The sequence below is a fragment of the Streptomyces sp. SJL17-4 genome, from assembly GCF_036826855.1.
In the GTDB taxonomy this organism is placed as follows: Bacteria; Actinomycetota; Actinomycetes; order Streptomycetales; family Streptomycetaceae; genus Streptomyces.
Genome location: NZ_CP104578.1, coordinates 7,528,189 through 7,545,292, shown reverse-complemented (window position 1 = coordinate 7,545,292; position 17,104 = coordinate 7,528,189). Strand labels below are relative to the sequence as shown.

Here is a 17,104-nt window from a genome sequence, read left to right as displayed (position 1 = left end):
GCTTCCAGCGTGAGGACCACACGATGGTCGTCGAATCTCGTGTCGGTACTCCTGGGTGTCTGACGTTGGGTGAAGTGCGGCGGCCGCTCCGAACGGGGCGTCAGGGCCGGTTGGCCGGCACGGTGTCCTTGGCCACCAGTACATCGCCGGCCCAGCAGAGCCGGTAGAGGTCGACCTGGTCCAGCAGGTCGCGGCCGGAGCGGTAGAACTCGCAGTGGGTGCCGGGTGGCCGGGGCGCGGAGCGGGCGTGGTCGGGCGGGTAGGGGAAGGCGCGGGCCGGCAGCACACCCGCGAATTCGGCGCGGGGGCGGCCGGGCTCCAGCTCGTCGAACCGGGACGGCGGCAACACGCTCGTCGTCAGTTGCCAGGCGAGGTAGACGGCGGCGGGTACGAAGAACGCGGCTGCGGCCACAGGTGCCGCGAAGGCGACGACCGAGCGTCCCCGAGCTGCGCGCCGGGCATCCGCGAGCCGTTTCGCGGACTCCATGCCGGTTCCGGTTCGAGTTCCTGTGCCCAAGTTGTTGGCGTGAACGGCCGAGGGGATCTCGCTGGTCCGCTCCGAAGCGTCGCCGGCCGGCATTCCGGGCCCCGTAGCCAGGGTCACAGGCACGGCCGGAGCCTGGTGAGGCAGGACGGCGGTCACGCGGAACCCGCCGTCGTGCGCGCCGGTCCGCAACGAACCGCCCAGGACCGTGACCCGCTCCCGGAGGCCCGTCAGCCCGTGCCCTCCTGTGCCGGCCTGCGTGCCCTCCGCCTGGTGCGTCGGATCGTCGGCCGGCGGGGCGGCGCTCTCGACGCTGACCCTGGTGCGGTCGGCCTCGTGCGTGATCCCCACCCGTATTGATGCGCCCCGCGCGTGCTTCACGGCGTTGGTGAGGGTTTCCTGCACCACCCGGTACATCCCGCGCTCGACCAGGGGCGACAGCGCCGGCACGGGCCCGCGCCGTTCCCACCGCACCGGCACCCCTGAGGCGACCGCGCGGCTGATGAGGTCCTCTACGGTGTCACCGACGGGCAGGCCGGTGCTCGCGCTCGTTCCCGTCCCCGGCGGGTCGCGCAGGACGGCGACCGTCTCCCGCAGCTGCTCGACGGCGTCCGCGATCGTCCCGCGCAGTTCGGCGAGGTCGGCGCGGTCGCGGTCGGTGAGGTCGGGCGAGAGCTCCAGGGCCCCGGCCCGCAGGGCGACCAGGCTCAGGACGTGGCCGAGGGAGTCGTGCATGTCGGCTGCGATGTCCGCGCGCTCGGTCAGCCGCGCCCGCTCCGCGACCAGGTGTTGCCGTTCCTCCAGACTCCGGGCCAACCGCCATCCTTCCCGTACGAGTTCCCGTCGGCCGTGCCAGTGCCGTCCGGCCAGCCACGGCGGCAGGAGGGCGGCGGGCAGTACGGTCAGCGTGTAGAACCACCACACGGCCTGAGTCCGCAACACAGCGCACATCGCGATGTCGAGCAGGAGGCACCCGGCGAGCACCAGAAGCGGGCCCCGTGCCGTGGCGACCCGAGCGCCCATCAGACAACTCAGGGCGGCCAGCGACAGGACTTGCGCGTTGGCGGGGGTCGCGGCGTCGGCCAGTCCCAGCGCGCACAGCCCGTTGACGAGGAACACCGCGACCGCGGGCCGACGGCGGGAGAGCGGCACGGCCACCGCCAGGAGCGCCAACGGGAGCAGGAGGTCCAGGGCCGGCGAGGCCGCGCTCGCGTCCCGGAACCCGTAGCCGGTTGCGGCGGCAAGCGCGCACCACAGGGTCACGTCGCCCAGAACGGGTCCAGCCGGGAGTATGCGCGATGGCAGCATGGTGCGTCGACCGTCCTTCCGATGGATGTCCTCACCCGCCCGGTCGATTCTGTGCGACGGGCCCGGACGCACGACGAACGGGGTGCGCCCCGGAAGGCGTCCGGGACGGTCCCGGCACAGGGTCGGGCGTCCGGGCACACGCGCACGCGTCACGCGTCACGGCGGCGCAACACGTACAGACCGACCAGCTGAGCGCCGGTTGCCCACGCCGCCACGATCAGGGCCGCCGTCGCGGGCGCGTGCGGGGCGTCTGTTCCGACGCGCATGAAGTGGTCGCCCGCTCCATGCGGCAGAACGTCGTTGACCGCCGCGAGAGTCGGGCCGCCAAGCCCGAGAAGCACGCTCGGCAGCCCCCACAGCAGGGTCGCCAGGATCGACAGCGCGCCCGCGGGATGACGCGTGGCGAATGCCACCCCGACAGTCAGCACGGCCACGAGCGCCTGGTACAGGCCGACGGCCAGGACCTGTCCGACGGCTGTGCCCGCCTCGAAGGAGGCACGCCCGCCGAACGGCCCCCAGGCGACCGCCATACCCACGACCGCGCACGCGGTGCCGGCGACGAACGCGACCGCGCCCGCCACCAGAGCCTTGGCCGCCTGGACGAGATGGCGCCGGGGCACCCACAGCAGTGACGCCCGCACGCTCCCTGTCGAGTATTCGGAGGTCACCGTGACCATGGCCAGCACGACCACGGCGAACTGGACGATTACGGCGGAAGAGGCCGCCGCGTTCCCCACAGGCTGGACCGGATACTCGTTGATACGGGCGATCGAGGCGTAGTAGAAGGTGAACACCCCGGTCATCGCGAGACCCGCGACGAGGCAGAGGTAAGGGGTCCGGACCGACCACAGCTTGGTCCACTCCGAGGCGACCGCCCCGGCGAAGCCGCCGGCCGTGCCGCGGCCCAGGCCGTCGTGCCCTGCCCCGGGCAGGTCCGCCCGGTCACCGTCACCGCGCGCCGTCGTCGTGGTCACCGTCGTTCCCCCTTGCCGGCCGCGCGGGCTGTCCCCGTGTCGGTGCCGCGCACCGCGCTCGTGTCAGTGCCGCCGGTCGCGTACTCGACGCTGCGCGCGGTCAGGTCCATGTACGCCTGCTCCAGCGAGACCCGGACGTCGCCCAGCCCGTGCAGGCGGACGCCGCAGTGGTGGGCGAGGTCGCCGATGTCGGCGGCGCTGCGGCCCTCGACGGTGAGTTCGCCGGACTCGGACGTCTCGACGCTCACCCCGTCGGCCGCCATCAAACGGCGGGCCAGCGCCGCTCGTTCCTCCGGGTCGGGCACCGAGACGCGTGCCGACACCGGGGAGGCGGCGGCGAGGAAATCCGTCATGGATGTGTCCTTCAGCAGACGTCCTCGTCCGATGACCACGAGGTGGTCGGCCGTCAGCTGCATCTCGCTCATCAGGTGGCTGGAGAGGAAGACGGTGCGTCCCTCCGCAGCCCGGTCGCGCACCAGCCGGCGGATCCACCGCACCCCGTCCGGGTCGAGGCCGTTGACCGGCTCGTCCAGGACGAGCACGGGCGGATCGCCGAGCAGGGCACCCGCCACTCCCAGCCGCCCGCTCATGCCGAGCGAGTAGGTGCCGGCCGGGCGCCGGGCAGCCTTGGCCAGGCCCACCAGCTCAAGGACCTCGTCCACGCGCCGTACCGGAATGCCATTGGCCCGGGCTTGGGCGACCAGGTGCGCGCGGCCCGAACGGGCCGGATGGATGGCCCGGGCGTCCAGCATCGCCCCGACCGCGCACAGTGGCCGGCGCAGGGCCGCGTAGGGCCGGCCGGCGATCAGGGCCCGCCCGCGCGTGGGGTGGTCCAGGCCCAGGATCATGCGCATCGTGGTGGACTTCCCGGCCCCGTTGGGACCGAGGAACCCGGTCACGAGGCCGGCCCGGACGTCGAGTGTGAGATCGTCCACGGCGTGGGTGGCGCCGTAGCGTTTGGTGAGTCCTCGGAGGGTGATCACGGAGTTCCTTCGCTGTCGGTGGCCGAGCGCGGGAGTCGACGGCGGGCACGCACCGACCGACCCGCGGTGGGCCTCGCCCCAGGCAGCGGTCGCGCCGCGTTCCCGTACGGAAGCGACGCTAGAAGGACCCGCCGTCCGGGCCCATCGGTCGAAGGTCAGCAGCCTCTTGCCTTCCGTCAGGGGTGTGGCCCGCCCTGGGGCGGGTCCGTGGAGCTCGCCGTTCGCACGGCGGTGCGCCGGCCGTAGGCTCAAGCGCGTGGACGAGATGACAACCGACAGCCGACCGGTCCGGGTCCTGGTGGCCGACGACGAGGCGATGGTCCGGGCCGGGGTGCGGGCCATCCTGGCCCGCGACCCGCACGTCGACGTGGTCGCCGAGGCAGGCGACGGGGACGAGGCCATCGCCCTCGCCCGCCGGCACCGGCCGGACGTCGTCCTGTTGGACATCCAGATGCCCGGCATGGACGGGCTGACGGCGGTGACGCGGCTCCACCGCGAGCTGCCGGGTGTCGGTGTGATCATGCTGACGACGTTCGGTCAGGACGAGTACGTCACCCGTGCCCTGGAGGAGGGCGCCGACGGCTTCCTGCTGAAGGCTGACGACCCGCGAGAACTCCTCAACGGCGTAAGAGCAGTGGGAGCCGGCGGAGCGTACCTGTCCCCACGGGTCGCGGGCCGCGTCATCGCAGGGCTGCGCGCACACCGCGCGGCCCATCCCCACCGGCCACTGGACCGGCTCACCCAACGGGAGCGCGACGTGCTGGCCGGACTCGGGGCCGGGCTGTCGAACGCGGAGATCGCGAACCGCCTGCACCTGGTCGAGGGGACGGTGAAGGCACATGTCAGCGCTGTGCTCGGGAAGTTGGGTGCGCGAAACCGCGTGGAGGCGGCCATCTCCGCGTACCAGGCCGGCCTGGTCCCGGCGCGCTCCCGCTGACCATAGGGTCAGCGCGCTCCCTCTTGCTCAGAAAGAGCCCTGCGGTCCGTACACACCGGCCAGCTCAACCGCCAGACGTGCGAGTCGCTCCCTTGCCTCCGGCGGGTCCAGCACCTCGATGCGTGCCCCCAGCCCGGCCAGCTGTGTCGCGATGACCTCCGGCGTCGGCCCGTCGACCCGTATCTCCGTCCACCCGTCGGGGAACGTCGGACCGAGGTGCAGGCGCCCGTCGAACAGTCGCTCCAGGATCGCCATGGCACCCGGCTCGGCCCGGGCCCGAACCGTTGCCGCGTACAGCCGCTCCTCAAAGCGCGCGGCGAACGAACGCCAGGCCGTCGGAAGGTCGAAGCCGGGCGGCCGTACGACGGGCTCGCCGGTTGCCTCGGCCGAGGCGACCCGGCTGAGCCGGAAGGTTCGCAAGCCCCGCTCCGTCCCGGCGACGAGGTAGTCGTGACCGGCCTTCGCGACGAGCCCGAGCGGATGGACGGTTCGCACGCCGACCGGCTTGCCGGGCCCGGCGTACCCGAGACGCACCTGGATCCCGTCCACCACGGCCCGCCGGAGCGCGTCGAGGTGCGGCCCGGTGGCCGTGGCGTCGGCGCGCGACCAGGCCGTGCCGTCGGCAAGGCCGGCCCGCGACGCGGCCTCGGCGCCCGAACGCAGGGGGGCGGGCAGCGCACGTACCAACTTGCGCAGTGCCGTGCGCAGTTCGGGCGTGGTGGCCGCAGGGCCCGCGAGCAGGAACAGTGCCCGGATCTCCTCGGCGGTCAGCCCGGTGAGGTCCGTACGGGCGCCGCCGACCAGCGACCAGCCGCCGCCGCGGCCCCGCTGCGAGTAGACGGGGATCCCCGCGGTGGACAGGGCCTCCAGGTCGCGGCGTGCGGTCCGTGGCGACACTTCGAGTTCGGCGGCGACCTCGGCCACGGTCACACGGGTGCGCGTTTGGAGGAACAGCAAAGTTGCCACCAGGCGATCGGCTCTCATGCCGGCCATTCTCTTCCGGAAAGTGGCCAGGAGATGACCTGTTCGGCTTCCAGGATGAGGTCATGACGCACACGGAGAACACCCCACGGTCCACTGTCGCCCCTGACGCCACCGACGACCCTCGCCAGGGCCTGCTGAAGGCGATCGCGCTGGCCGGACGTACCGTCATCGCAGTCCGGCCCGAGCAGTTCGACGGGCCCACGCCCTGCACCGAATTCACCGTCCGGATGCTGGCCGGGCACCTCGTCGCCGTCCTCCGCCGGATCGCCCTCGCCGGGCGCGGCGGCGACGTGATGAGTCTCCCCGCGGTCGCCGACGACCTCGCGGACACCGAATGGCAAGAGACGTGGGACGCCGCGGTGCGTGAGGTCGAGGCGGCGTGGGCGGATCCCGAGATCCTGGGCCGGACACTGACGCTGCCGTTCGGTCGCGTTCCGGGTGCTGCCGCCGCAGCCGTCTGGACCTCGGAATTCACCGTGCACACCTGGGACATGGCCACCGCGACCGGCCAACTCCCGGAGTGGGACCCCGAGCTCGTGGCGATCTCGTACGACGCCATGAGGCGCGGGCTGCCCACCGGGCCGCGTGATGGTACGCCGTTCGGGGCCGCGGTGGACGTCGACGCGGACGCGCCGGCCATCGACCGCCTCGTGGCGTGGTGCGGACGCAAGCCGTAATCAGCATCCGTAAGAGGGAGGGCGGCCCCGTGGCTGGGGTCGCCCTCCCCGCACGTCCGGGCCGGACTGCGCCACCGCCCGGCGGCCGACGGCGACGCTGCGCTCCTTCTCTCGGACCACGAAGGCCCCGCCGCTGTTGAGCGGCGGGGCAAGTGGAGCTACTGACGACCCTGTCGGTGGTGCACCCCAATAGGTCGTGTCCGGACACGGAGCTCCGAGACGGGCCCCGCATCCGAGGAACCGCCTCGGGTCTCGGTGCCGTTCTCCCAGCATGAACTCCGTACGGGAAACCCCCGACGTCCTGCGTTACACCGCCTTCTCCGACGATCCCGAGGGAGGCAATCCCGCCGGAATCGTTCTCGATGCCACGGGCCTCAGCGGCGAGGAGATGCTGGCGATCGCCGCCGAAGTCGGCTACAGCGAGAGCGCGTTCCTGACGGCGCCGCCCGAGGGGGCGGACTCCGGCGCGTCGGAGTCCGGGCGCGCGTACACGATCCGCTACTTCAGCCCCAAGGCGGAGGTGCCCTTCTGCGGTCACGCCACCGTCGCGACGGCCGTGGCCCTCGGCGAGCGCGTCGGCCCCGGCGACCTGGTGTTCACCACGCAGGCCGGGACCGTGCCGGTCACCGTGACGCGCGAGGGCGGGGTGCTGCGGGCCACGCTCACGAGCGTCGAGCCGCACATCGAGGAGATCGCGGCCGATGACCTGGCAGAGGCACTCGCCGCGCTCGACTGGCCGGCCGACGACCTCGATCCCGCCCTGCCTCCCCGCATCGCCTTCGCGGGCGCCCGCCATCTGGTCATCGCCGCCGCGAGCCGAGAGCGCCTGGCCCGCCTGGCGTACGACTTCGCCCGGCTGGAGGCCCTGATGCACCGGCTCGACCTGACGACGCTGCAGCTGGTCTGGCGCGCCTCTGCGGACGTCTTCCACGTCCGCGCCCCGTTCCCGGTGGGCGGTGTGGTCGAGGACCCGGCGACCGGGGCGGCGGCCGCCGCCTTCGGCGCGTACGCCCGTGAGCTCGGACTCGTGCCCGAGGCGACGGTTCTCACCCTCCACCAGGGGGAGGACATGGGACGCCCCGGCGTCCTGACGGTGGAACTGCGGGCGGGCGACCGGCGGATCAGGGTCGGCGGCGCAGGGACCCGCATCCCGGCCTGATCCCATCGCTACCGGTCCACGGCTCGTTCCACGCGCAGCAGCCGCCAGGGACGAGGCGCTCCGCATGTGAACGGTCCAGAGGCACGAAGGGCCGCCGGACGAAGCCGAGAGGGAGGGATCCGTGGGGAGTGGGGAGTGGGACGGGTGACAGCGCCCTCGCCCCCAGTGCAAGGGGCGCAGTGGCGGTCTGGCCTGCGATGATGAGGGCGTGCCAGAGCCAGGGACCACGGCCGTCGTCATTGCCTTGCCCGATGCCGCCCCGCTCCTCGATGCGGCGTGGCGTATCGACCCTGCGCTCGTGCGTCGTGGGGTGCCGGCGCACGTCTCGCTCCTCTATCCGTTCGTGCCGGAGTCGGCGCTGACAGATCAGGACGAGCAGGGCGTGCGTTCCCTGGCCGCGAGTTTTCCGGCCGCTGATCTGCGCTTGGAGGAGGTCGTGACGGCGTCCGGCTTCGTCGCCGTCACCGTTCCGGGACTCCAACCGATCGTCGATGCGTTCCGCGGCCAGTGGCCCGGGTTGCGCCCGTACAGGGGCCGCTTCGGGGCGCGGCCCGCCGCCCATGTCACGGTCGCTATGGGTGCGGACGACCCGGCAGCTGCAGCCCGTGTCCGCGCTGCGATCGACAGCCTGCTGCCGCTGGACACCCGTGCGGCGGCGGTCCAGCTGGTGGGGCTGACGGAGGAAGGCTGGCAGCCGCGCTTCACCGTGCCGCTCGGCGTCCCGGTCGGGCCGTAGATACCGCCCAACCCGGCCGACGCCGGGGCAGGCGCCGCGTCCGCTGCCCCGGCAAGATCCGCTGAGGGTGATCCCCGATCAGCGGCGGCCGGTGGCCAGGACGACGAGGAACTGGCCGCCGCCCGCCTGGATGTCGGCGGTCACCGGCAGTCCGGGTAGCAGGCGGGAGAACCGGTCCACCAACCAGTCCGCCGCCTCTTGGGCGTCCTTCCTGGTCGGACAACGGCCCACCGTCTCGCGGCCTCCCTTGCGCTCCAGCCTGTCGGCGACGGCCATCAGCGGCGCGGGTTCGACTACGTACAGGCGCTCCGGCCAGGCGATGACGACCTTGACCGCACCCTTGCGGCTGTTGCACCCGCGGTGTGCGAGGCGCTCGGCGACTTTGGCCTTCCGGTCGGCGGTCCGGCTGTCGACACTGGGCCCCCGCTGGTCGTTCACCGACTCGTCGGGGTCGACCGGCTCGTCACACACCCAGCACCGCCAGCCGTCGCGCTCGGCCACATCATCAAGAAGACTCATCCAAGCAAACTAGCCTGCCCGGCCGCCACCCGCGCACCAGGGCCCCGGCAATGGAAGCCAGATCTGGTTCTGTGCGGTGTCGTGCAGGGGCAGGTTGCGCAGGCCGGTGGCCCGCGTCGCCCGGATGCGGTCCTCGGCCCGGAAGCGCTGGCCGTACTGCAGCTCCAGTGCCACCATCGGCATGTCGGTGGAGTTGGTGGCGAAGCAGGTCATCCGTAGCCGGTCGGCGTCGGTGATCCGCAACTGGGCACCGGGGTGGGGCCGTTCCTTCCGCACGATCAGCCGCGTTCCCTCCGGCCGCACTTGAGGCAGTCGTCGGCGATCTCGGCGCCCCAGGCCTCGTCCCGGATCTCGCCACCGGGCTCGACCGCTGCCGTCCAGGCCGGGGCCGGGACCTGGAGTACGGCCTGGTGAATCTGCTCGGTGATGGTCATGCCGACCGAGTACGACAGCCACCGACCCCGCTTCGCGAGCCAGGCGACGCACGTGCGTTCCGCCTCCAGAGTCGGTACGAATCAGCGTCCGGCGTCCGCGACGGTATCTCTTCGGCAGTTGAGCCAGGGCGAGTGGGGCCGTGGTGATGTGATCCGCGGTGTTGCTGCCCGCGTTGCCCGGCCTGAGCAGCCCGGCCACCGGATCACCGCTGCCGCCGCTTCCGTGATCGACGAACCCATCAGCGGATGGTTTCCGAAGGTCTTCTTCCAGGTCGCGGTGGCGTCCTGCTCATCGGAGTGGGCCAGCACGAGTACTCCGTCCAGGTCCACGGTCACCTGCCCGGCGGCGTCCGGGGCCGGGTTCTTGGCCATGTTCCAGACGCGCTCGCGGGCTTCGGCCCGCGCGGGCGTCAAGACCGAGGATCAGGACGGGTCTTTCTGTGTGCCCGCGTAGGCGAAGGGAGGCGGGCTTATGCGGGCGCCGCCCGAAGGGTGTGGGGCCATCACGGCCAGCGAGAGGAGTCCGTGACAGCCTCCCTTCTTGGGCAATGCGGCCTGGTGTGTGTCGGCGGGATGGATGTCTGTGTTGTGGTGGAACTTCGTGGGCCGCACGGACGAGGAGATCCGCGAGGCGCGCGAGGCCTGGACGACGGGCGACCGCTTCGGCGAGGTGAAGGGCTACGACGGCGACCCGCTACCCGCCCCGGAGGTCCCGACGACCCACCTGAAGGCCCGAGGTCGAATGCGCTGACCTGGGGTTCTATCTGGAACGCCGCGCTGGCGTCGGGATCAACACGGGTGCTGACATGGGATTTCAGTCAGCACGAAACCAGCACGGGAGTCAGCACCGTGGCGTCAAATCCGGCCCGATCAGCGCAACGCGGACAGGCATTCGTTCGGCCGGTTCCCGGGGCTCGGCGAGGCCACGGAGCAGGGCCATGGCGGCCGGGCGCATGCGACGGCGCGGAACTATGGTGTCCCACCACATACGCCCCTGACCTGCGGCTTCCTACGGTATGGCGACACGAAAACGTCCCCGTACCTGCCTGGAAGTGGTGCACATGGCCGCCGCAACACCCTCCCCGACGCCACCCGGTTCCCTCAAGCGGATCGTCGCCGCCAGTCTCATCGGCACCACCATCGAGTGGTACGACTTCTTCCTGTACGGGTCCGCCGCCGCGCTCGTGTTCAACAAGCTGTTCTTTCCCGAGTCCGATCCGCTCGTCGGGACCCTGCTGTCCTTCCTGACGTATGCGGTCGGGTTCGCCGCCCGGCCCCTCGGGGCGCTGGTGTTCGGGCACTACGGCGACCGGCTCGGGCGGAAGAAGCTGCTGGTGCTCAGCCTGCTGCTGATGGGTGGGGCCACCTTCGCCATCGGGTTGCTGCCCACCCACGCGACCGTCGGCTCCGTCGCCCCGGTGCTGCTGACCGTGCTGCGGCTGGTGCAGGGATTCGCGCTCGGTGGTGAGTGGGGCGGGGCCGTCCTGCTGGTGTCCGAGCACGGGGACGCCAAGCGGCGCGGGTTCTGGGCCTCGTGGCCGCAGACCGGCGCGCCGGCCGGTCAGCTGCTCGCGACCGGTGTGCTGTCCGCGCTGACCGCGCTGCTCTCCGACGCCGCCTTCGCCTCGTGGGGCTGGCGCATCCCCTTCCTGCTCTCCGGTGTGCTCGTGATCGTCGGCCTCTGGATCCGGCTCTCCGTCGACGAGTCGCCCGTCTTCAAGGCGGCCCTTGCCGCCGCCGAGGAGCGCAAGGCCGTCGCCGGTCAGGTGGAGAAGATGCCGCTGGTCGCGGTCCTCCGGCACCACTGGCGGGACGTGCTGATCGCGATGGGTGCCCGGATGGCGGAGAACATCTCCTACTACGTGATCACCGCGTTCATCCTGGTCTACGCGACCACCGAGGTCGGGCTCTCCAAGCAGACCGCGCTGAACGCCGTTCTCATCGGCTCCGCCGTCCACTTCGCGGTGATCCCGCTCTGGGGCGCGCTCTCCGACCGCCTCGGCCGCCGTCCCGTGTACCTGATCGGCGCGATCGGTGTCGGCGCGTGGATGTTCCCGTTCTTCACGCTCATCGACCGGGGCACCTTCGGCTCCCTGCTGCTCGCCGTGACCGTCGGCCTGGTCCTGCACGGGGCGATGTACGCGCCGCAGGCCGCCTTCTTCTCCGAGATGTTCGCGACCCGGATGCGGTACTCCGGTGCCTCCATCGGCGCCCAGTTCTCCTCCGTGGCCGCCGGCGCGCCCGCCCCGCTCATCGCGACCGCCCTCCTCGCCGACTACGGCGACTCGACTCCGATCGCCCTGTACGTGATCGCCGCCGCGCTGCTCACCGTGGTCGCCATCGCCTGCGCCAAGGAGACCCGCGACCGTGACCTCGGGGAGATCGAGGAGCGGACCGCCGCCGATGCCAAGGTCGGCGCCGACGCCTGAGTCCCGTTCCAGGAGCCGATCCAGGCCGCCCGTGAACGGCCCGGTGCCCCGCTCGTGACGAGCGGGGCACCGGGCCGTTCTCACGTGCTCACGTAGTCGCGACCGCGTCCGCGAGCGCGTGCAGGCGCAGCGCCAGCTGGATCTCCAGTGCGCGGGCCGGGGACTGCCAGTCCGGGCCGAGGAGGCGGCCCACCCGTTCCAGGCGCTGGGCCACCGTGTTGACGTGGACGTGGAGTTCGTCCTTGGTCCGGGCCGGGCTCATGCCGCTCGCGAAGTAGGCGTCCATGGTGCGGATCAGATCCGTGCCCCGGCGCCGGTCGTACGCGACGACCTGGCCCACCGTCCGGTCGACGAAGCCGTCGATGTCCCGGCTGTCGGCGAGCAGCAGGCCGAGGAAGCCGAGGTCCTCGGCCGCGGCGCCCTGGCCCGAGCGGTGCAGGAGCCGAAGCGCGTCGAGGCAGCGGCGGGCCTCCTCGTACGCGACGCCCACCTGGTCCGGATGGTCCAGGGGCGCCCGTACGGGAGCGGAGGCGCCGACGGTGACCGGCTCGCGCAGGGTGCCGCCGAGGCTGCGCGCGGTCTGCCGTGCGAGGTCGGCGGCGCTCTCGCCGGGGCCGAGAGGAAGCAGCAGGACCGTTCCGCCGTCGCGGGCCGAGGCGAGTCCTTGGCGGGTGGCGGCCAGGTGGGTGGCCGCCGACCAGAGGCGCTGGCGGTCGGCGCTCTCGCGGCCGCCGGCATCCGGATCGGCCGTGCCGCCGGCCCGGTCGATCCGCGCGGCGAGCACCACGTGCGGGGCTTCGCTGTCGGTACGGAGCCGGGCGGCGCGCTCCCGGAGCAGCCGCCGGTCGCGGTCGGGGGCGTCGAGCAGGTCGTCGAGGAGTTCGCCGCGTACGCGCTGCTCCGCCTCACCCGCCGAGCGTCGGGCGAGCAGGAGGAGGGAGGTGACGAGCGCCGCGCGCTCCAGGGTGCGCTGGTCGACCGGGTCGAGGTCCGGCTGACCGTGCAGCACGAGGGCGCCCAGGGTCTCGCCGCCGGCGGAGACGGCGGCGACCCAGTCATCGCCCTCGCGGACGGCGTGGCCCCCGGCCCGGCGGGCGGTTCCGGCGCCCTCCTCGGTGAACTCGACGGTGCCGCCGAGGACCTCGGAGACGGCGTGGGCCACGTCATGGACGCCGCCGCCGTGCAGGACGAGCTCGGAGAGCCGGTCGTGGACCTCCGAGGCGCGCTCGATGACGCCGCTGTGCTCACGGATGATGTCGTTGGCGCGCTCCAGCTCGGCGAGGGCCGAGCGGGTCTCCGCGAGGAGGTTGGCCGTGTCGATGGCGACGGCCGCGTGCGCGGCGAAGGAGCCGAGCAGCGCGACCTGTTCGCGTTCGAAGACCCTGGCCCGTCGATCGGCGGCGAAGAGGACGCCGATGACCTGGCTGCCGAGGCTGAGCGGGACGCCCAGGATGGCGACGAGGCCCTCGTCCCGTACGGCCGTGTCGATGGTCCGGGTGTGCTGGAAGCGCGCGTCGTCGAAGTAGTCGTCGGTGACGTACGGGCGGGCCGTCTGGGCGACGAGGCCGCCGAGCCCTTCTCCCATGCCCAGTCTGAGCTGCTGGAAGCGGGCGGAGACCGAGCCCTCGGTGACCCGCATGTACGTGTCTCCGGCGGCCGGGTCGTTGAGGCTCAGATAGGCGCACTCGGTGCCGAGGAGCGAGCGGGCGCGCTGGACGATGGCGCGCAGCACGGCGTCGAGGTCGCGCAGTCCCGCGAGGTCGTGGGCGGTGGCGAAGAGCGCGGACAGCTCCGCCTCGCGGCGCCGCCGTCCCTCGAGCTCGGCCCGGACCCGCAGGGCGAGCTGCTTGGCCTCTTCGAGTTCGGCCAGCGCCTCGGGGCCCGCGCCGCTCGCACGGGCGAGCAGCACGGGCCGGTCGTAGGCCTCCGTCGCGGCTCCCCTGGCGAGGAGTTCGAGATAGGAGACGGATTCGTGGGACATGGACACAGGGATACCTGCCGAACGTGTGGTCGCACCACCCCTGTGGACAACCTTCCCGGGAGCGACAGGGGTGTCTGTCAGTGGGCGGTCCAGCCGCCGTCGAGCGTGAGGGACGTGCCGGTGATGAACGAGGCCTGGGGAGCGCAGAGGTAGAGCACGGCCTCGGCGACCTCGTCCGGCTCGATGAGCCGCTTGAGCGCCGAGTCCTTCAGCAGGACCTCGGAGAGGACCCGCTGCGGGGGGATCCCGTGGGCGGCGGCCTGGTCGGCGATCTGCCGTTCGACGAGCGGGGTGCGCACATAGCCGGGGTTGACGCAGTTGGAGGTGACCCCGTGCGGGGCGCCTTCGAGGGCGGCGGTCTTGGAGAGGCCCTCCAGACCGTGTTTGGCGGCCACATACGCGGACTTGAACGCGGAGGCCCGCAGCCCGTGGACGGAGGAGATGTTGACGATCCGGCCCCAGCCCTGGGCGTACATGTGCGGCAGGGCGCCCCGGATCAGACGGAAGGGCGCTTCCAGCATGACCGTGAGCACGGTGTGGAAGACGTCCGGCGGGAACTCCTGGATGGGGCGGACGAGCTGGAGTCCGGCGTTGTTGACGAGGATGTCGGCGCCGTCGGCGGCCGCCTCGGCGGCGTCCAGGTCGGTGAGGTCGAGGAGCTGGGGTTCGAGGCTCCCGGGGAGCTCGGCGGCCTCCTCGGCGAGGGCCTCCAGGCCCTCGGCCACCCGGTCGACGGCTCTCACCCGGGCCCCCGAGGCGGCGAGCCGCAGCGCGCAGGCACGCCCGATGCCGCCGGCCGCGCCGGTGACGAGCGCGGTGCGGCCGGTGAGGTCGAGGACGACGGCACGGGGCCGGGGTGCGGCGGCGGGCGAATCGGGGTCCGCTACGGCACCGAGGGGGGCGGTGATGGGGGCGCTCATGCTCCGCACCCTATGAAGCGTCCACTCCCCCACCGATGTGTGTCGGGCCCACAGTTCAGCTGGTTGCTGTGGTGCGGAACCATGTGGGTTCGTCGGCCAGCGCCTTCTCGATCCGAAGCAGCGAGAAGCGCTTCATCTCCGGCAGGTCGTTCACGTCGAACCAGCCGACCTCGGTGGACTCGTCGTCGTTGACCCGCGCCTCCCCGCCGATCGCACGGCAGCGGAAGGAGACGTCCAGGAACTGGCACTGGTCGCCGTTGGGGTAGACGACGGGCTTACGAAGGGTCTCGACGAGCACGATCCGCTCGACCTCGCAGTGCACGGCCGTCTCCTCGAAGACCTCGCGCACCGCGCAGTCGGCGGGCTGCTCCCCCGGCTCGATGATGCCCCCGATGACGGCCCAGCGTCCGTTGTCCGCGCGTCGGCCGAGCAGCACCCTGCCCCGGTCGTCGAAGACGACGGCGCTCACTCCGGGCAGGAAGAGGAGCTGGTGGCCGGCGGTCTCGCGCAGGGTTCGGATGAAGTCAGGGGTAACCATGCGTCGACCCTAGATCATCCGCGGATCGGGCCACTCGGGTGCCGGTCGCGCTTCACTCCGCCCCGGTGCGCCTGGCCCGTACCGAGCGGAACGCCGACCAGCCCAGACCGGCGGCCGCGAGCGCCACGAGGAGGGCCTCCGGCAGGGTGCCCATCCGGGTCGCCGGGGTCAGGGAGGAACGCAGGGGCACCTTCTCGACCAGGACGTCCGGGGTGAACATCTTCGTCTCCGCGACGATCTCGCCGTCGGGGCGGATGACCGCGCTGACCCCGCTGGTGACGGGCACGACCACCGACCGGCTGTGCTCGACGGCCCGCACCCGCGACATCGCGAGCTGCTGGTAGGTCATCTCGCTGCGGCCGAAGGTGGCGTTGTTGCTGGGGACGCTGATCAGCTGGGCGCCATGGGTGACGGTGTCGCGCACGGCCCAGTCGAAGGCCGCCTCGTAACAGGTGGCGAGGCCGACCTTCGTACCGGCCAGGTCGAAGACCCCGACCTTCGTACCGGCGCCGAAGTCGCGGCTCACCCGGTCGACGTTGCTGTTGAAGACACGGACGAGGGACCGCATCGGGATGTACTCGCCGAAGGGCTGGACGTGCCGCTTGTCGTAGGTGGCGACGGGACCGCGGTCGGGTTCCCACTCGATGAGGGTGTTGCGGAGCTTGCCGGTCTCGGGGGCGACGACCGCGCCGATCACGGTCGGCACGCCGATGGCGCGGACGGCGCCGTCGATGACCTCGGCCGCGTCGGCGTTCGCGTACGGGTCGATGTCCGAGGAGTTCTCGGGCCACAGCACGAAGTCGGGCTGCGGCGCGCGGCCGGCCTTGACGTCCTCGGCGAGCTCGCGGGTGCGGGCGACGTGGTTGTCGAGGACGGCCCGGCGCTGGGCGTTGAAGTCGAGGCCGAGGCGGGGCACGTTGCCCTGGACGGCGGCGACGGTCGCGGTGCCGTCCTCGGCCGAGTCGTCGACGAGCGGCAGCGCCGCGAGCGCCCCGGTGACCGGGAGGAACACGGCGAGCGCGGCGGCCACGAGCGGGCCGCGCGGGAGGGTACGCGGGCGGGCGCCGGCGGCCACGTCGCCCTTCGTGCCGGTGCGGACGTCGACGCCCGCTTCGCCCTTCGTGCCGGTACGGGCGTCGGGCCCACTGCCCGACCCGGGGGTACGGGACGCGGGCTCGCTGCCCGACCCGGGGGTACGGGACGCGGGCTCGCTGCCCGACCCGGGGGTACGGGACGCGGGCTCGCTGCCCGACCCGGGGGTACGGGACGCGGGCTCGCTGCCCGACCCGGGGGTACGGGACGCGGGCTCGCTGCCCGACCCGGGGGTACGGGACGCGGGCTCGCTGCCCGTACCGGCGTCGGTGTCGGCGGCCTCGTCGCGGACCGTGCCGGGCGCCGTCCCCGCGGCCCGGCGGGCCTGGATCTGGCGGTACGTCTCGTACAGGCCGAAGCCGCAGAGGGCGACGGCGAAGCCGAGCACCGGCGTGCCGCCCACGGCGGCCAGCGGGAGGAAGATCCCGTCCGCCTGACCGAAGGCGATCTTTCCCCAGGGGAAGCCGCCGAAGGGCACGCGCGCGCGTGCCGCCTCCGCGAGGATCCACACACCGGCGGCGAAGAACGGCCACCACGGGAGCCGGGAGACCGCGGCGATGCCGACGCCGGCGAGGGCCACGAACAGCGCTTCGAGGGCGGCCAGGGCGAGCCAGGGCCCCGGGCCGACCTCCTCGCCGGTCCAGACGAGGAGCGGCAGCAGGAAGCCGAGCCCGGCGAGGTATCCGAGGCCGAACCCGGCGCGGAGCCGACGGCCCCGCAGGCTCCAGCCGAGCAGGGCGAAGGCCGACAGAGCGAGCCACCACAGGGGGCGCGGCGGGAAGCTCAGATAGAGCAGGAGGCCGGACAGCAGAGCCGCCCCGGGCCGTACGAACCGCCGCAGCCGGGAAGCCGGCGTGGGGACGATGTCGGCTGCGGACGCGTCGACGGGGGTGATGGTGGCGCTCACCCTGCGGAGTCTACGGGTCGTTCCTGTCGACGACGGAGGGCG

General features: G+C 72.6%; 14 protein-coding genes and 2 pseudogenes. 6 read left to right on the top strand and 10 right to left on the bottom strand.

Annotated features, from left to right (window positions below):
- Nucleotides 1-100: 100 nt before the first annotated feature.
- The 3 genes from N5875_RS34050 to N5875_RS34040 form a co-directional block, all read right to left on the bottom strand.
- A complete protein-coding gene (locus N5875_RS34050) occupies nucleotides 101-1,792 on the bottom strand; it encodes a histidine kinase (RefSeq protein ID WP_338498085.1) in 1,692 nt (563 codons plus the stop codon).
- Between the two features lie 149 nt (nucleotides 1,793-1,941).
- Nucleotides 1,942-2,766: an ABC transporter permease gene (locus N5875_RS34045; RefSeq protein ID WP_338498083.1), complete on the bottom strand. Its 825-nt coding sequence runs from the start codon at nucleotides 2,764-2,766 to the stop codon at nucleotides 1,942-1,944.
- Nucleotides 2,763-3,749 carry an ATP-binding cassette domain-containing protein gene (locus tag N5875_RS34040; RefSeq protein ID WP_318206416.1) on the bottom strand — a complete coding sequence of 329 codons (987 nt, stop codon included), beginning with the start codon at nucleotides 3,747-3,749 and terminating at the stop codon, nucleotides 2,763-2,765. The genes N5875_RS34045 and N5875_RS34040 overlap by 4 nt, the downstream gene beginning before the upstream one ends.
- Nucleotides 3,750-4,014: 265 nt before the next feature.
- Between N5875_RS34040 and N5875_RS34035 the strand changes: the two genes are divergently transcribed.
- Nucleotides 4,015-4,686 (top strand): response regulator transcription factor, encoded by a 672-nt coding sequence (locus N5875_RS34035; protein ID WP_338499344.1) that lies wholly within the window; start codon nucleotides 4,015-4,017, stop codon nucleotides 4,684-4,686.
- A 27-nt stretch (nucleotides 4,687-4,713) separates the two neighbouring features.
- Here N5875_RS34035 and N5875_RS34030 read toward each other — a convergent pair whose 3' ends face one another.
- Entirely contained in the window at nucleotides 4,714-5,670 is a 957-nt protein-coding gene (locus tag N5875_RS34030; protein WP_338498080.1) for a WYL domain-containing protein, read from the bottom strand.
- Nucleotides 5,671-5,732: 62 nt separating this feature from the next.
- Between N5875_RS34030 and N5875_RS34025 the strand changes: the two genes are divergently transcribed.
- From N5875_RS34025 to N5875_RS34015, 3 genes are all read left to right on the top strand, one after another.
- Entirely contained in the window at nucleotides 5,733-6,347 is a 615-nt protein-coding gene (locus N5875_RS34025; RefSeq protein ID WP_318206418.1) for a TIGR03086 family metal-binding protein, read from the top strand.
- Nucleotides 6,348-6,618: 271 nt separating this feature from the next.
- Complete coding sequence (locus tag N5875_RS34020; RefSeq protein ID WP_338498078.1) at nucleotides 6,619-7,506, top strand: PhzF family phenazine biosynthesis isomerase; 888 nt, start codon at nucleotides 6,619-6,621, stop codon at nucleotides 7,504-7,506.
- Between the two features lie 208 nt (nucleotides 7,507-7,714).
- The gene (locus tag N5875_RS34015) at nucleotides 7,715-8,242 is read left to right on the top strand and encodes a 2'-5' RNA ligase family protein (protein ID WP_318206420.1); all 528 of its coding nucleotides are present in this window, start codon (nucleotides 7,715-7,717) and stop codon (nucleotides 8,240-8,242) included.
- 78 nt (nucleotides 8,243-8,320) lie between these two features.
- Here N5875_RS34015 and N5875_RS34010 read toward each other — a convergent pair whose 3' ends face one another.
- Both N5875_RS34010 and N5875_RS34005 read right to left on the bottom strand, forming a co-directional pair.
- On the bottom strand, nucleotides 8,321-8,761 hold the full coding sequence (locus N5875_RS34010; protein WP_030213065.1) for a hypothetical protein: 441 nt from the start codon (nucleotides 8,759-8,761) through the stop codon (nucleotides 8,321-8,323).
- 48 nt (nucleotides 8,762-8,809) lie between these two features.
- Nucleotides 8,810-9,600, bottom strand: a pseudogene (locus N5875_RS34005) (transposase); the annotation flags it as partial.
- A 178-nt stretch (nucleotides 9,601-9,778) separates the two neighbouring features.
- Here N5875_RS34005 and N5875_RS34000 point away from each other — a divergent pair.
- Together N5875_RS34000 and N5875_RS33995 are read left to right on the top strand one after the other, a co-directional pair.
- Nucleotides 9,779-9,946: pseudogene (locus tag N5875_RS34000) on the top strand (pirin family protein); the annotation flags it as partial.
- A gap of 310 nt (nucleotides 9,947-10,256) precedes the next feature.
- Entirely contained in the window at nucleotides 10,257-11,624 is a 1,368-nt protein-coding gene (locus N5875_RS33995; RefSeq protein WP_318206421.1) for an MFS transporter, read from the top strand.
- A gap of 88 nt (nucleotides 11,625-11,712) precedes the next feature.
- Here N5875_RS33995 and N5875_RS33990 read toward each other — a convergent pair whose 3' ends face one another.
- From N5875_RS33990 to lnt, 4 genes are all read right to left on the bottom strand, one after another.
- The gene (locus N5875_RS33990) at nucleotides 11,713-13,605 is read right to left on the bottom strand and encodes a GAF domain-containing protein (RefSeq protein WP_318206422.1); all 1,893 of its coding nucleotides are present in this window, start codon (nucleotides 13,603-13,605) and stop codon (nucleotides 11,713-11,715) included.
- Between the two features lie 77 nt (nucleotides 13,606-13,682).
- Entirely contained in the window at nucleotides 13,683-14,525 is an 843-nt protein-coding gene (locus N5875_RS33985; protein ID WP_338498070.1) for a 3-hydroxybutyrate dehydrogenase, read from the bottom strand.
- Nucleotides 14,526-14,580: 55 nt separating this feature from the next.
- The gene (locus N5875_RS33980) at nucleotides 14,581-15,063 is read right to left on the bottom strand and encodes an NUDIX domain-containing protein (RefSeq protein ID WP_318206424.1); all 483 of its coding nucleotides are present in this window, start codon (nucleotides 15,061-15,063) and stop codon (nucleotides 14,581-14,583) included.
- A 52-nt stretch (nucleotides 15,064-15,115) separates the two neighbouring features.
- Nucleotides 15,116-17,020 (bottom strand): apolipoprotein N-acyltransferase, encoded by a 1,905-nt coding sequence (lnt, locus tag N5875_RS33975; RefSeq protein ID WP_338499343.1) that lies wholly within the window; start codon nucleotides 17,018-17,020, stop codon nucleotides 15,116-15,118.
- Between the last annotated feature and the right edge of the window lie 84 nt (nucleotides 17,021-17,104).